The following is a 13253-nucleotide window of genomic DNA, read 5'->3' as shown; positions in this document are numbered from 1 at the left end:
ATTCTAGCTGTAACTGTCGCAGCAGTGCCGGTTTACATGCCCTGCCCCGCAGGTAGAATGGCGCCCTTTCCACTATCAGCCGAGCGGACCTCATGGCGTTGCCGACCTTACGGATCATTGGTTTCATCATCGGCATCTTCCTGATCACGCTGGCGATCTCCATGGTCGTGCCCATGGCCACACTGGTCATTTTCGAGCGCACCAGCGATCTGCCATCGTTCCTCTGGGCCAGCATGATCACCTTTGTCGCCGGTTTGGCGCTGGTGATTCCAGGGCGCCCCGAACATATTCACCTGCGCCCCCGGGACATGTACCTGCTGACCGTCAGCAGTTGGCTGGTGGTGTGCATCTTCGCCGCGCTGCCATTCCTGCTGACCCAGCACATCAGCTACACCGATTCATTCTTCGAAAGCATGTCCGGCATCACCGCCACTGGCGCAACCGTGCTCAACGGCCTGGATAACATGTCCCCCGGCATCCTGATGTGGCGCTCGTTGCTGCACTGGATCGGCGGCATCGGCTTCATCGGCATGGCGGTGGCGATCCTGCCGCTGTTGCGCATCGGCGGCATGCGGCTGTTCCAGACCGAATCGTCGGACCGCTCGGAAAAGGTCATGCCCCGCTCACACATGGTGGCGCGGCTGATCGTGGCGGCCTACGTCGGCATTACCATTGTCGGCAGCCTGGCGTTCTGGTGGGCCGGGATGAGCCCGTTCGACGCCATCAACCATGCGATGTCGGCCATTTCCACCGGCGGCTTCTCGACCTCCGACCAGTCTTTGGCCAAGTGGCCGCAACCGGCGGTGCATTGGGTAGCGATCGTCATCATGATTCTCGGTGCCCTGCCGTTCACCCTGTATGTGGCCACGTTGCGTGGAAACCGTCGGGCGCTGATCAAGGACGAACAGGTTCAAGGCCTGCTCGGCATGCTGCTGGTGACCTGGCTGGTGCTCGGCACCTGGTATTGGTGGACTACCCAGCTGCATTGGCTGGAGGCGTTGCGGCATGTGGCGCTGAACGTGACATCGGTGGTGACGACGACCGGTTTCGCGCTGGGGGACTACAGCCTCTGGGGCAATTTCTCGCTGATGCTGTTCTTCTACCTGGGGTTTATCGGCGGTTGTTCCGGCTCGACCGCGGGCGGGATCAAGATTTTCCGCTTCCAGGTGGCCTATATCCTGCTCAAGGCCAACCTTAACCAGCTGATTCACCCGCGGGCGGTGATCAAGCAGAAGTACAACGGTCACCGCCTCGACGAAGAAATCGTGCGGTCGATCCTGACCTTTTCGTTCTTCTTTGCAATCACCATCTGTGTGATCGCGCTGCTGCTGTCGCTGCTCGGCGTGGACTGGATGACCGCCCTCACCGGCGCGGCCAGTACCGTGTCCGGTGTCGGCCCGGGGCTCGGCGAAACCATCGGCCCGGCGGGCAACTTCGCCACCCTGCCGGATGCCGCCAAGTGGATTCTCTCGTTCGGCATGCTGCTGGGCCGGTTGGAGATCATTACGGTGTTTGTGCTGTGTATTCCGGCATTTTGGCGTCATTGACCGCATCAGGTGCTTGCATCAGCCGCATCCGGTACTCGCCGGGTGTGGCATCGAACCAGCGCCGGAAAGCACGGAAGAAGTTGCTCGGATCGGCAAACCCCAGCAAGTAGGCAATTTCCAGCAAGGTCATGTTCGGTCGTGCCAGGTACTGTTCGGCCAGTTCGCGCCGGGTATCGTCCAGCAGCGCCTGAAAACTCGTGCCCTCTTCCTGCAAGCGCCGCTGCAAGGTGCGCTGGGACAGATGCAGCGTCTGCGCCACGGTATCGCGCTTGGGTTCGCCTTGGGGCAACAGGCGGCACAACACCTGCCGCGCCTTGTGGGTCACGCGGCTTTCGGAAAAACGCGCCAGGTACTCGCCGGCAAAGCGGTCATGCAGCAACGCCATGGCCTCGTTGGCCGTCGGCAGCGGCGCTTCCATATCGGCGGGTTCGAAAATCAGCGCATCGTAAGGTGCGTTGAACACCAGCGGTGCATGGAAAGCTTGTTTATAGGGCTCCAGATTGACCGGCTCGGTACCTTGCAACAACACTTTGCGCGGTTGCAACGTACGCCCGGTCAACCAGCCACACAGCGCCAAGGCACAGGCCATTGAAGCTTCGGCGCTTTGCCGGGTCGGCGGCAGATGATCGCCATGCACCGTCAGAATCAGCCCGTAGCCTTCTTCCAGCAGCTGGAAACTCAGGTCGGCACTTTCGGCGATGATCCGCTGATAGCGCACCAGACGCTGAAAGCCTTCGGCCAGGGTCCGGCTGGACATCAAGGCGTAACCGGCCACATGAAACTGCGCCGGTCGCAGCACCTTGCCCATGTTCAGGCCGATGGCCGGGTTCCCGGACAGCTCGACCGCGCGTTGCCACAACCGGGTCATGGAATCTTGGGGGAAGCGTGCGTCCGGATCATCCAGTGCCGCGTAGTCGAGCCCCAACTGCTTGAACAGAGCCCGGCAATCCAGGCCGTCCATCTCCAGCGCTTTGACAATCCCCATCGCCCAGCTTGCAGAAGTCGTTCGTTCGCTCATGGCGTTTTCTTACATGGTGGCCGCATGCTACGGCTATTGACCGAAGGATACTAAAGTGGCGCCTATTGTCAGTGGCTGATGCCATTGATCACTCTAGACTCAAATAAGCTACCCGCAGAACAACTTGCAGCAAGAACAATAACCACAGAGATCGCTGTCGTGGAAAACGTCAAACGATTCAACAGCTTCGCTGAGTTCTATCCTTACTACCTCAGTGAGCACAGCAACAGTACCTGCCGCCGTTTACACTTTATCGGCACGACCCTGGTTATCTTGATTCTGACGCTGACCATTGGTCGCGGAGCCTGGATGCTGTTGTGGGCCCTGCCACTGGCAGGCTACAGCTTTGCCTGGGTCGGGCATTTCTTCTTCGAGAAGAACCGCCCGGCAACGTTCCAACACCCCTTCTATAGCCTGCTCGGCGATTTTGTCATGTACCGGGACATGGTCCTGGGGCGCGTTCCGTTCTAGCTGACTTGCGTCACAAGAGAGTTACCGATGAATGCCAATGCCCGCTTCACCCACATGAAGGACGGCACACAGGAAGACTGGGCGATCATCGCCGCGGACTTCAGTGCCTATGCGCGACAATTGCCGACAAGGATCGTGGCGCACCTGAAGTTGCTGGCGGGGGATTTTGGCGGCTTCCCGGTGGATCGCCTGACCCACTCCCTGCAAACCGCCACCCGCGCCTGGCGCGATGGTCGCGACGAGGAGTACGTGGTCTGCGCCCTGCTCCACGATATCGGCGACACCCTGGGCACCTATAATCACCCGGACATCGCGGCGGCGATCCTCAAGCCATTCGTCAGCGCCGAGAACTTGTGGATGGTGGAAAAGCACGGGATTTTCCAGGGCTACTATTTCTTCCATCACTTGGGTATGGATCGGCACTTGCGCGAGCAATTCAAGGACCATCCGCAGTACCAGGCGACCGTCGAGTTCTGCGCCAAATACGATGCGGCGGCGTTTGATCCGGCGTACGAGACGCTGCCGTTGAGCTTTTTCGAGCCAATGATGGAGCGCCTGTTTGCGCACCCCAGGAATTCGATCTACAAGGCGGCGATGGAAGAACACTCGCCAGCCTGACAGATCCAGCGGAACCGCTTCGCGCTCCATTCGCGGGCAAGCCCGCTCCCACAATGGGCGAAGGTGAACGCAGCACTTGTGACCGCCAGTTAACCCTGTGGGAGCGAGCTTGCCCGCGAAGAGGCCAGTACAAACAGCGAATGATTATCAGGCCAACTCTGCAACCCTGGCCGCCTTCATCTGTGCCTCGCGCGCCTGGGCATCCGCCAGTCGATACAACTCGATCGAGCCATCCCAGTGCTCGATCAGCGCGGTGCACGATTCCACCCAGTCGCCGCAATTGAGGTAGTCCACCTCGCCGACCTTGCGAATCTCGGCATGGTGAATGTGCCCGCACACCACTCCGTGCAGCTCGCGCTTGACGCATTCATGGGCGATGGCTTCTTCGAAGTCGCTGATGAAGCTGACCGCGGTTTTCACCTTGTGCTTGAGGTAGGCCGACAGCGACCAGTAGCCGTAGCCATATCGCGCGCGCCAATGATTGAGCCAGCGGTTGAGGGTCAGGGTGAATTCGTAGGCCGAGTCACCGAGAAACGCCAGCCAGCGATGGTAACGGGTGATCACATCGAACTGGTCGCCGTGTATCACCAGCAGGTGCCGGCCGTCGGCGGTGACGTGCACGGCTTCGTCGACCAACTGGATGTTGCCCAGGATCAGCTTCGAATAGCGGCGCAGGAATTCGTCGTGGTTGCCGGTGACGTAGATCACCTCGGTGCCACGCTTGCTCATGGTCAACAGGCGCCGGATCACGTTGGTATGCGCTTGTGGCCAATACATGCCGCCGCGCAGTTTCCAGCCGTCGATGATGTCGCCGACCAGGTAGATCTTGTCTGCGTGGTAGCTCTTGAGAAACTGCGACAGGTGTTCAGCCTGGCAATCCCGGGTGCCCAAATGCACGTCGGAAATCCATAAAGTCCGTACGCGTTGCTTACGGGTGGGTTTGGCGAGCTCGGCGCTGGTCATGGGCAACCCTCTGACAAGTTTTGCCAAGTCTGCCCCGGCCCGGTTAATGGTCCATGACAGCGTCAAGTCAGTCCTGTGACAGCGCTTGTCGGCCCGCTCGGTGTAGACTGACACCCTGAACCGGGAGACCCGCGATGAGACCGATCCTCACGCTTCGCCAATACAGCCACGACCTGATCGTCCATAGCCACGAACACGCGCAACTGGTGTTCGGGCTCTCGGGCGCCCTGGATTTCGAGGTCGACGGCTGTGGCAGCCAGGTGGTCCAGCAGAGTTTCGTGGTGGTGCCCTCCGGAGCGCATCACGCGTGTGGCAGCACCAATGGCAGCCGCTGCCTGGTGCTGGATGTCCCCAGCGAACAATGGGTTGCCCAGTCGTTGGGCGATCACGCCGAGTCCAGCCGACGCCTGCTCGACAACGCCGGGCGCCTGCCCCTGGACGCCGGGCAAAGCCATTTGGTCAGTTGGCTGGCGAACAGTCCGGTCGATGATCCGCTGATCGCTCAACAAGGCGCGGTGCTTTTGCTGGCCAGCCTCAACAACGCCAGGCCCGAGGCCGTCGGCGGTCGGCGCCTGCCCTACGCGGCGCTGAACGCACACATCGATCAGTACGCGGCGTACCCGTTACAAGTGGCCGACCTGGCCCGGGTCGCCGGCCTTTCCAGTGCCCGTTTGCATGCGCGGTTCGTGGCCGAATGCGGGCAGACGCCGATGGACTACATCCGCAGCCGACGCCTGCACATCGCGGTGGGCTTGCTGCGCAATTCGGCGTTGCCCATCGGCGAGATTGCCAGCCGCGTCGGCTACAGCTCCCAGAGTGCCTTCGCGGCGGCGGTGCTGCGCGAATTCGGGGCATCCCCCGGAAAACTGCGGCGCGAGGCTGGCGACAAATAACGCGAGTTTGCCGACAGACTTGATGGGCCATTACGCGCTTCAATGAGGCCTCCGTTCGTTTGTCGTTAAGGATTGCAATGACTCCCCGTACCGCCCTTGGCGCCTTGCATATAGGCGCATTGATGTTCGGCCTGACCGGTGTGTTCGGCAAACTGGCCGCTGCGTCCCCGGCGATCATCGTTTTCGGCCGTGCCGCTTTCGCCGTGCTCGCGCTGGTGTTTTTTGCACGGTTCGCCAGCCAGACGCGCTGGCAGAAACTCGAGGCCATGGACTGGCGTCGGCTGTTGCTCAGCGGCTTGTTGCTGGCCGGACACTGGGTGAGCTTCTTCATTGCGGTGAAAGTCGCAGGCGTGGCGATTGCAACGCTCGGTTTCGCCAGTTTCCCGGCCTTTACCGTGATCCTCGAAGGGTTGATCTTCCGCGAGCGCATCCGCGCCAATGAGATCGTGCTGGTGCTGCTGGTGAGTGTCGGCCTGGTGCTGGTCACGCCCGATTTTGACCTCGCCAGCGGCGCCACCACCGGCCTGCTGTGGGCTGTGGGTTCCGGATTGTTGTTCGCCCTGCTGTCACTGACCAACCGTGCCAGCTCCGGGCGGGTCCCGCCGGTACAGGCGGCGCTGTGCCAGAACGTGGTGGTTGCCCTGTGCCTGTTGCCGGTGGCGGCGCCTCAATTGAGCGAAGTGCGCGCCATCGACTGGCTGTGGATCGGCCTGCTCGGTGTGTTCTGTACCGGTGTCGCCCACAGCCTGTTCGTCGCCAGCCTCGCGGTGATCAAGGCACGCACTGCCGCCGTGGTGTTCGCCCTGGAGCCGGTCTACGGCATCACCGTCGCCTGGCTGCTGTTCAACGAAAACCCGACCCTGCGCATGTTGCTGGGGGGGGCGCTGATCATTGTGGCGATTGTGGTCTCCAGCCGGTTCTCAAGTGGCACAAGCAAGAAGGCCGTTGCAGCCGAGGCCGCGTCTCACTGAGTGCGGTCGTTGTGCCCCAGGTCGCGGTCCGGGTCGATCTGGTCGCGGACCCGCTGCTTGAGCACTTTGGCCTCGGGGAAGCCACCGTCCGCCTTGCGCTCCCAGATCTGCACAGCGTCACAGTAGATATGAAAGACCCCGCCGGTGCCTGGCACCAGGGAGACTTTGCCCAGGTCATCACCAAAGGTGCTGAGCAGTTCCTGGGCCAGCCAGGCCGCACGCAACAGCCATTGGCATTGCGTGCAGTAGGTGATGATGATTTCCGGTTTGCTGACGGTCATGATGGGACCTGACTCCAGAGTTTGACGACGCCGCTATGATAGCCCGACCGGAGGCTGTCGAGACGGCGCAACGGGTTGCATCTCCAGCTCGAACTCAGGCTCGATCATGGCCAGAGCCGCCGGCTGCGGGTTCTCGGTCAGGTTGATCACGTCCCAACTGGACGCCATGGACAGCTCCTCCAGGTTGAGCCGGTACTCATCGTCAGTAGCGGATTCGCCGGATATCGCCAAACCCGGAACCACCGCCATGGCAACAGCGACCGGGACGGAATGATGGCTATCGACCCGCTCAAGCTCATCGTTGGCCGGCACCCCGTCGCGATGCACAGTGGATGGTTGCATGACGGAGGGCCACATCACTGGCTCGGTAAAGAGCTCAGCCAGCGGTTCATGCTGCGACGGCAGCGCCTCTGACGCTGTGGCTTGATGCTGCTGGCGGCGAACAAACCAGCCCAGCGCCAGCAACGCTATCAGCGCCGACAAACCGGCAATCGGCAGCCAGCCAATCCCGGGGTTCTCAGCAATAACGGGGGCTGGCGTCGCCACGTCGGAAGCAACCGGTTGGGCCTTTACCTTCTTGAGCTCCGCGAGTTGGGTTTGCAGTTCGGCCAAATGTTTTTTCTGGCCGGCGATCAGCTCATCCTGGTCTTGAAGCTTCGCGTTGAGCTCATCGACAGTGGTTTGCAACTGGTGGTTTTGCAGGGCGCTGGCGGCCAGTTGTTCGACAGCGGGATCAACCACTGCGACGTCCGTTTCCGGTGTCGTCCTGGCCACGGGTGACGGCGCCACGACCGGTTTCACACGGGGGAATGCGGACGCCGGGGAACCGGATGCCGCTTCATCAGCGGCGGGATCAACCCCAGGCGCACCCGGCGGATCGATCAGTAACGTGTACTCACGCAGCAATCGCCCATTAGGCTGATTGAGCTGCACGAGGAAATTCAGGAACGGCTCACTCACCGGTTTGTTGGAGGTCACCTGTATCACGCTGCGATTACCGCGCAACACCGGGGTGAACTTCAGGTTGCTGAGGAAAAACGCCCGGTCGACCCCGGCACGGCTGAACTCGTCTGCCGTTGCCAGGCTCACCGACAGCTGGTTTTCCTCCAGGCCAGCAGCATCCACCAGTGCGATATCGGCACGCAGCGGTTGATTCAGCGCCGAATGCAGGGTGATTTCACCCAGGCCCAGCGCAGGTGCCCATGCCGAATAAGTGACCGCGGCCCCGGCCAGCAACCACTGAGAACCACCGCGTAAAACCAATCGCCAACACTTGAGCATGAGCATCCTTGAGATCTACAGAAACCATCCGCACGGGTTCGTACATCCGTTACGAACACGATATTGCCGAGTAGTTCTTATAGTCTGTCCAATGCGGTCTCTCAAAAACCTGGCGTTCGGTTATACCTCAAGACTTTTCAAGGTTGCCCAGGATGTGCCCGTGAACCCGCATGCACACCTTCAAATCCGCCTCATCGACGCCTTCGAACAGTTCGTGACGCAGTTGCGTGGCAATGGTTTCAATTTGTTCGATCAAGGGACGCGCTGGCGCGCAGAGCACGATTTTCTTCGCCCGACGGTCTTCCAGCACTGCCTGGCGTTGCACCAGGCCCTGGCTTTCCAGGCTGTCGAGTAAACGGGCCAGGGTCGGACCTTCGACGCCGACGCTTTGTGCCAGCTCACGCTGGGTCGGTGCTTCTTCGAAACGGGCCAGGTGCAGCAGCACCAGCCAGCGTGCCTGGGACAAGCCCATGCCCGCCAGTCGGCGGTCCAGTTCGGCACGCCAGCCACGGGACATCTGGGCCAATTGCATGCCAAAGCGGTGTTGATCGGTTAACGGCATAAAACACTCATGATTAGACTGAAATAAATAAAAACTAATTATTAGTCAGCTAAGCATGAGCCTCGACTTGAGGCAAGGCTTGATCTGTAGTGAATCGTTACATCAGCACTACGGATGTCTCAAATCTCGAACTCCGACTGCAAGGCAGCGCGAACGCAGTACAACACCCCTTCCGGCACCCGGCCCGCGAACAGCGCGGCGATTTCGGAAACCGGCGGCAACTCGCCTTCGCCATCGAGGAAGGCGTCCTGGACTTCACCCATCAGGTCTTCAGGCAGATCCAGCGCCTGTTCCAACGACAACTGCTGCTTGCCGATCGCTTCGGCCAGCATGGTGTAGACATTCTTTTCCGAGCACTGCAATTGACCGGCGATCTGCACCGGCGTCATCCCGGCCCGCGCCAGCGTGATCAGTTCGTGACGTACGTCGGCCACCGGTTTCGGCGCCTCGACCTGGCCGCCGAGCACTTCGAGGAAGGCCTCGCCGTAACGCTCCAGCTTGCGCGCGCCAACGCCGCTGACCGTGGCCATTTCCGCCAGCGAGGTCGGCTGGCTGCGCAGCATCTCCAGCAAGGTCGAGTCGGGGAAGATGACATACGGCGGCACGCCATGTTCTTCGGCGAGCTTGCGACGCAGGGCGCGCAAGGCTTCCCATTGTTCGCGCTCCTCGCCACGGACCAGCTGGCTCGCCTGGCTCTTGCTGCTTTTCGCCACGGTTTGCGCCTTGAGATCGCGGCGCAGTTCCAGGGTCACTTCACCCTTGAGCAGCGGCCGGCAGCTGTCGCTCAGGCGCAGGCCACCGTAGCCTTCGAGGTCGATGTCCGCCAGACCACGGGCCACCAGTTGGCGGAATAACGAGCGCCATTCGCCCTCCGCCATCGTCTTGCCAACACCATACACCGACAGGTGCTGATGGCCGAAGCTGCGGACCTTCTCGTTGTCCTTGCCCAGCAATACATCCACCAGGTGCCCGACGCCGTAGCGCTGACCGGTGCGGTAGATCGCCGACAGCGCCTGACGCGCAGGCTCCGTGGCATCCCAGGTCTGCACGCCGTCGACGCAGTTGTCGCAATGACCGCAGGGCTCGGGCATGTCTTCGTCGAAGTAGGCCAGCAGCGTTTGCCGACGGCAGCGGGTTTCTTCACAGAGCGAGAGCATGGCGTCTAGCTTGTGCTGCTCCAGGCGCTTGTGGCGTTCGTCGCCTTCGGAGTTCTGCAGCATCTGCTTGAGCATCACCACGTCTTGCAGGCCGTAGGCCATCCAGGCATCCGCCGGCAGACCGTCACGGCCACCACGACCGGTTTCCTGGTAATAGGCCTCAAGGGATTTCGGCAAATCGAGGTGCGCGACAAAACGCACGTTGGGCTTGTCGATGCCCATGCCGAACGCCACCGTCGCGACCATGATCAGGCCTTCCTCATTGAGGAAGCGCTTCTGATGGTAGGCCCGCAGATCATTGGGTAGCCCGGCGTGGTACGGCAACGCCGGGAAGCCTTGCTCGCTGAGGAACGCGGCGACTTCCTCGACTTTCTTGCGCGACAGGCAATACACGATGCCCGCATCGCTACGGCGCTCGGCGAGGAACGCCAGCAACTGCTTGCGCGGCTGTTCCTTGGGCACGATGCGATAAAAGATGTTCGGCCGGTCGAAGCTCGACAGGAAGCGCTCGGCGTCTTGCAGGTGCAGCCGGGTGACGATTTCTTCCCGGGTGCGCTTGTCGGCCGTGGCGGTCAGGGCGATGCGCGGCACGTCGGGGAACATTTCCGCCAACTGGCCCAGTTGCAGGTATTCCGGGCGGAAATCGTGGCCCCATTGCGACACGCAATGCGCTTCGTCGATGGCGAACAGGGAGATGTCCAGGCCCTGCAGGAAGGACAACATACGCGGCTGGACCAGGCGCTCTGGCGCCAGATAGAGCATTTTCACTTCACCGCGGCGGATACGGGCGGCGAGGTCGCGTTGCTGCTCGGCGCTGAGGGTGGAGTTCAACGCGGCGGCGGCCACGCCCAGTTCTTCGAGGGTAGCGACCTGATCGTCCATCAGTGCGATCAGCGGCGAAACCACCACGGCCAGGCCTTCGCGTAACAGCGCCGGAACCTGGAAGCACAGGGACTTGCCGCCGCCGGTAGGCATCAGGACCAGGGCATCGCCGCCGCTGGCCACGCGCTCAATGATTGCACCCTGGCGGCCACGGAAACTGTCGTAGCCGAAGATGTCCTTGAGGACGCGTTGAGCCTGTTCGAGCATAAAAACTCCAAAAATCACCGAAACATCCCTGCAAGGCTGGTTCAGAACCCGCGATGCTGCACCGATAAATCGTAAGTGCGCATTGCATGACGCTTCACATTTCAGCCGTGACGCCAGCAGGGCATCACAAAACGCGCGAGTATACCCGAGCCCCGTCCGGCAAAGGGCACCGCTGATAAGACACCGGCAAACCCGATGTACATAAAAAACTGTGGGAGCGAGCTCGCTCGCGATGAGGCCATCACAGTCAACATTGATTTCGCCTGAACCATCGCTATCGCGAGCAAGCTCGCTCCCACAGGGGTAGTGCTTGACCGAACTGCAAGGGGGCAGCTCCCACAAACGGGCAAATATGCCGTGCGGCTGGCCCAAGTGCTCAAGAAGGCCTAGAATTCCCGCATCGAACATTCCCCAAGGTAGTCCTTTAATGTCCTTCGCTGAGCAACTAACCCGCCTGCAAGTCTTCCTCGACGCTGATGAACTGCATGACGAGGCGCTGGACTACGTGGCCGCCCACGGCTACCTCACCGCGCTGTCGATCTGTTCCGAAGTCGTTCCTGATCGTGAGTGGATCGATGCACTCTTCGCCGAGGAGCCGCATTACAGCAGCGAAGCCCAGCGCGAAGAGATCGAAGCCACCCTGATCGGCCTCAAGGCCCACATCGCTCGCCAGCTGGCCTCCGATGAAGAATTCGAACTGCCATGCGACCTGGACCTGGGCGACGAGCCGGACGATTCCGACCTGCGCGGCTGGTGCATCGGCTTCATGGAAGGCGTATTCCTGCGCGAAGCGGCCTGGTTCGAAAGCGCCGAAGACGAAGTCAGCGAAATGCTGCTGCCGATCATGGTCGGTTCGGGCCTGTTCGACGAGCAGCCGGAGTTCGAAGACATCGCCAAAGATGCCAACCTGATGGACGACATGATCGTACAGATCCCGGAAGCCCTGACCGCGCTGTACCTGCTGTGCAACGCGCCAGACGAAAAACCGGCGATTCTCAAGCCCCGCCACCACTAAGGTTCTGCCTATGGACAACCCCATAGGCAACCGCCCCCTGATGTTGCGCTACGTGCTGCTGGCCATCGGCTGGCTGAGCGTGGCGCTGGGGGTGATCGGGATTTTCCTGCCGGTATTGCCCACCACCCCTTTCCTGCTGCTGGCGGCCGCCTGCTTCGCCCGCAGTTCGCCGCGCTTTTATCAATGGCTGGTCGAGCATCCACGGCTTGGCCCGTGGATTCGCGATTACCTCAACGGCAACGGCATTCCGCTCAAGGGCAAGGTCTACGCCATTGGCCTGATGTGGCCGAGTATCCTGTTCTCCTGCTACCTGGTACCGCTGTACTGGGCACGGTGCTTCATGCTGACTAGTGCGGTGCTGGTGACGATTTACATCCTCAAGCAGAAAACCCTGCGCAAATCCTGAAATTTCCCGCGACCATTGTGGCGAGGGGGCTTGCCCCCGTTGGGTTGCGCAGCAGCCCTAAAGCCATTCACCGCAGATCACCAGATAGATCGCGCTCACAGGTTCACGGCGGCTTCGCCACCGAACGGGGCGGTGCGGCGTTCCGACAAGCCCCCTCGCCACAAAAAACTCAGTGAGCGTCCTTCGGCCGACGACGTGACCTACCGCGCCCAAAACTCCACCTAAACTTCACAAACCTACACTCGAGCAGCCAGACATGGCCCGCAGTCTGCGTAGTCCAGGACGGCCAACGCTCCGACTTCGGCTCGGCGGCTGGTTGCTGCTGGCTGGTTTGGTACTGACTGTATGCAACGGGGTCCGGGCCGACTGGGATTTTGCGCAGATCTTGCAAACCGTTGAAAAACGCTACGGCCCCCTTGGACCGGCGCGAGGTCGGATCGAGGCCTGGAGTCAAATGCTGCAAAGTGCACGCGGCGCCCCCGAACGCGAGCAGCTCAACGCGGTGAACCGCTTCTTCGATCAACAGCTGAACTTCCAGGACGACACGCGCATCTGGCAACAGACCGATTACTGGGCCACGCCCGTCGAAGCCCTGATCAAGGGCGCCGCCGATTGCGAGGACTATGCTCTGGCGAAGTATTTCAGCCTGCGCCGGCTTGGTATTCCCAGCGAAAAACTGCGCATCACCTACGTCAAGGCCTTGAGCCAGAACCAGGCGCACATGGTGTTGACGTTCTACAGCACCCCCACGAGCGAACCACTGGTGCTGGACAACCTGATCGGCGATATCCGCCCCGCCTCCCAACGCAAAGACTTGCTGCCGGTGTACGCCTTCAATGCCGAAGGCCTGTACCTGCCGGGCAAAAACGGCGGTCAGCGCAGCAGCGACTCGAAAAAGCTGTCGCGCTGGCAGGACGTGTTGAAAAAGATGCAGGCCGAAGGGTTCGACATCGGCGACGGCTAACCGCCTTGGCAAGGAGC

The 13253-nt window shown here is 61.1% G+C and carries 14 protein-coding genes; 8 read left to right on the top strand and 6 right to left on the bottom strand.

The window, feature by feature from the left end; all coding sequences use genetic code 11:
* The first annotated feature begins 92 nt into the window (after positions 1-92).
* Positions 93-1547: a TrkH family potassium uptake protein gene (locus PspS34_RS07125; RefSeq protein ID WP_102669776.1), complete on the top strand. Its 1455-nt coding sequence runs from the start codon at positions 93-95 to the stop codon at positions 1545-1547.
* Here PspS34_RS07125 and PspS34_RS07120 read toward each other — a convergent pair.
* The gene (locus tag PspS34_RS07120) at positions 1504-2565 is read right to left on the bottom strand and encodes an AraC family transcriptional regulator (protein WP_079246791.1); all 1062 of its coding nucleotides are present in this window, start codon (positions 2563-2565) and stop codon (positions 1504-1506) included. The two genes, PspS34_RS07125 and PspS34_RS07120, sit on opposite strands and share 44 nt — an antisense overlap.
* A gap of 159 nt (positions 2566-2724) precedes the next feature.
* Here PspS34_RS07120 and PspS34_RS07115 point away from each other — a divergent pair, with 159 nt between their 5' ends.
* Both PspS34_RS07115 and PspS34_RS07110 read left to right on the top strand, forming a co-directional pair.
* Positions 2725-3036 carry a DUF962 domain-containing protein gene (locus tag PspS34_RS07115; RefSeq protein WP_008051185.1) on the top strand — a complete coding sequence of 104 codons (312 nt, stop codon included), beginning with the start codon at positions 2725-2727 and terminating at the stop codon, positions 3034-3036.
* 27 nt (positions 3037-3063) lie between these two features.
* Positions 3064-3654 carry a phosphohydrolase gene (locus PspS34_RS07110; protein WP_154860775.1) on the top strand — a complete coding sequence of 197 codons (591 nt, stop codon included), beginning with the start codon at positions 3064-3066 and terminating at the stop codon, positions 3652-3654.
* Positions 3655-3801: 147 nt separating this feature from the next.
* On the opposite strand, the gene PspS34_RS07105 is transcribed toward PspS34_RS07110, so the two are convergent.
* The gene (locus PspS34_RS07105; protein WP_150813391.1) at positions 3802-4617 is read right to left on the bottom strand and encodes a UDP-2,3-diacylglucosamine diphosphatase; all 816 of its coding nucleotides are present in this window, start codon (positions 4615-4617) and stop codon (positions 3802-3804) included.
* A gap of 134 nt (positions 4618-4751) precedes the next feature.
* Between PspS34_RS07105 and PspS34_RS07100 the strand changes: the two genes are divergently transcribed.
* Positions 4752-5510, top strand: coding sequence for an AraC family transcriptional regulator (locus PspS34_RS07100; RefSeq protein WP_154860776.1), 759 nt, complete (start codon positions 4752-4754; stop codon positions 5508-5510).
* A gap of 77 nt (positions 5511-5587) precedes the next feature.
* Positions 5588-6481 (top strand): DMT family transporter, encoded by an 894-nt coding sequence (locus tag PspS34_RS07095; RefSeq protein WP_154860777.1) that lies wholly within the window; start codon positions 5588-5590, stop codon positions 6479-6481.
* On the opposite strand, the gene PspS34_RS07090 is transcribed toward PspS34_RS07095, so the two are convergent.
* From PspS34_RS07090 to recQ, 4 genes are all read right to left on the bottom strand, one after another.
* Complete coding sequence (locus tag PspS34_RS07090; RefSeq protein ID WP_056721456.1) at positions 6475-6762, bottom strand: SelT/SelW/SelH family protein; 288 nt, start codon at positions 6760-6762, stop codon at positions 6475-6477. The genes PspS34_RS07095 and PspS34_RS07090 overlap by 7 nt on opposite strands.
* Before the next feature lie 33 nt (positions 6763-6795).
* Positions 6796-8043 carry a hypothetical protein gene (locus PspS34_RS07085; protein ID WP_159389535.1) on the bottom strand — a complete coding sequence of 416 codons (1248 nt, stop codon included), beginning with the start codon at positions 8041-8043 and terminating at the stop codon, positions 6796-6798.
* A 127-nt stretch (positions 8044-8170) separates the two neighbouring features.
* Positions 8171-8605: a MarR family transcriptional regulator gene (locus PspS34_RS07080; protein WP_007984163.1), complete on the bottom strand. Its 435-nt coding sequence runs from the start codon at positions 8603-8605 to the stop codon at positions 8171-8173.
* 119 nt (positions 8606-8724) lie between these two features.
* On the bottom strand, positions 8725-10851 hold the full coding sequence (gene recQ, locus PspS34_RS07075; protein WP_057715948.1) for a DNA helicase RecQ: 2127 nt from the start codon (positions 10849-10851) through the stop codon (positions 8725-8727).
* 427 nt (positions 10852-11278) lie between these two features.
* On the opposite strand from recQ, the gene PspS34_RS07070 reads away from it, so the two are divergent.
* The 3 genes from PspS34_RS07070 (at position 11279) to lapG (ending at position 13236) form a co-directional block, all read left to right on the top strand.
* Positions 11279-11866, top strand: a complete 588-nt coding sequence (locus PspS34_RS07070) for a YecA family protein (protein ID WP_057715949.1) — start codon at positions 11279-11281, stop codon at positions 11864-11866.
* Between the two features lie 10 nt (positions 11867-11876).
* Entirely contained in the window at positions 11877-12272 is a 396-nt protein-coding gene (locus tag PspS34_RS07065; RefSeq protein WP_057715950.1) for a YbaN family protein, read from the top strand.
* A gap of 256 nt (positions 12273-12528) precedes the next feature.
* A complete protein-coding gene (gene lapG / locus PspS34_RS07060) occupies positions 12529-13236 on the top strand; it encodes a cysteine protease LapG (RefSeq protein ID WP_150813387.1) in 708 nt (235 codons plus the stop codon).
* The last annotated feature ends 17 nt before the right edge of the window (positions 13237-13253 follow it).

The organism is Pseudomonas sp. S34 (genome assembly GCF_009866745.1).
Taxonomy (GTDB): Bacteria; Pseudomonadota; Gammaproteobacteria; order Pseudomonadales; family Pseudomonadaceae; genus Aquipseudomonas; species Aquipseudomonas jessenii.
Note: the sequence above shows the minus strand (reverse complement) of the source record. Positions and strands in the feature narration are given on the sequence as shown.

Bases quoted from the DNA above. Each gene is read 5' to 3' on its own strand.
- PspS34_RS07090 (WP_056721456.1), bottom strand. From the start codon at position 6,762: ATGACCGTCAGCAAACCGGAAATCATCATCACCTACTGCACGCAATGC.
- PspS34_RS07105 (WP_150813391.1), bottom strand. From the start codon at position 4,617: ATGACCAGCGCCGAGCTCGCCAAACCCACCCGTAAGCAACGCGTACGG.
- lapG (WP_150813387.1), top strand. From the start codon at position 12,529: ATGGCCCGCAGTCTGCGTAGTCCAGGACGGCCAACGCTCCGACTTCGG.
- PspS34_RS07125 (WP_102669776.1), top strand. From the start codon at position 93: ATGGCGTTGCCGACCTTACGGATCATTGGTTTCATCATCGGCATCTTC.
- PspS34_RS07085 (WP_159389535.1), bottom strand. From the start codon at position 8,043: ATGCTCAAGTGTTGGCGATTGGTTTTACGCGGTGGTTCTCAGTGGTTG.
- PspS34_RS07095 (WP_154860777.1), top strand. From the start codon at position 5,588: ATGACTCCCCGTACCGCCCTTGGCGCCTTGCATATAGGCGCATTGATG.
- PspS34_RS07100 (WP_154860776.1), top strand. From the start codon at position 4,752: ATGAGACCGATCCTCACGCTTCGCCAATACAGCCACGACCTGATCGTC.
- recQ (WP_057715948.1), bottom strand. From the start codon at position 10,851: ATGCTCGAACAGGCTCAACGCGTCCTCAAGGACATCTTCGGCTACGAC.
- PspS34_RS07120 (WP_079246791.1), bottom strand. From the start codon at position 2,565: ATGAGCGAACGAACGACTTCTGCAAGCTGGGCGATGGGGATTGTCAAA.
- PspS34_RS07065 (WP_057715950.1), top strand. From the start codon at position 11,877: ATGGACAACCCCATAGGCAACCGCCCCCTGATGTTGCGCTACGTGCTG.
- PspS34_RS07070 (WP_057715949.1), top strand. From the start codon at position 11,279: ATGTCCTTCGCTGAGCAACTAACCCGCCTGCAAGTCTTCCTCGACGCT.
- PspS34_RS07080 (WP_007984163.1), bottom strand. From the start codon at position 8,605: ATGCCGTTAACCGATCAACACCGCTTTGGCATGCAATTGGCCCAGATG.
- PspS34_RS07110 (WP_154860775.1), top strand. From the start codon at position 3,064: ATGAATGCCAATGCCCGCTTCACCCACATGAAGGACGGCACACAGGAA.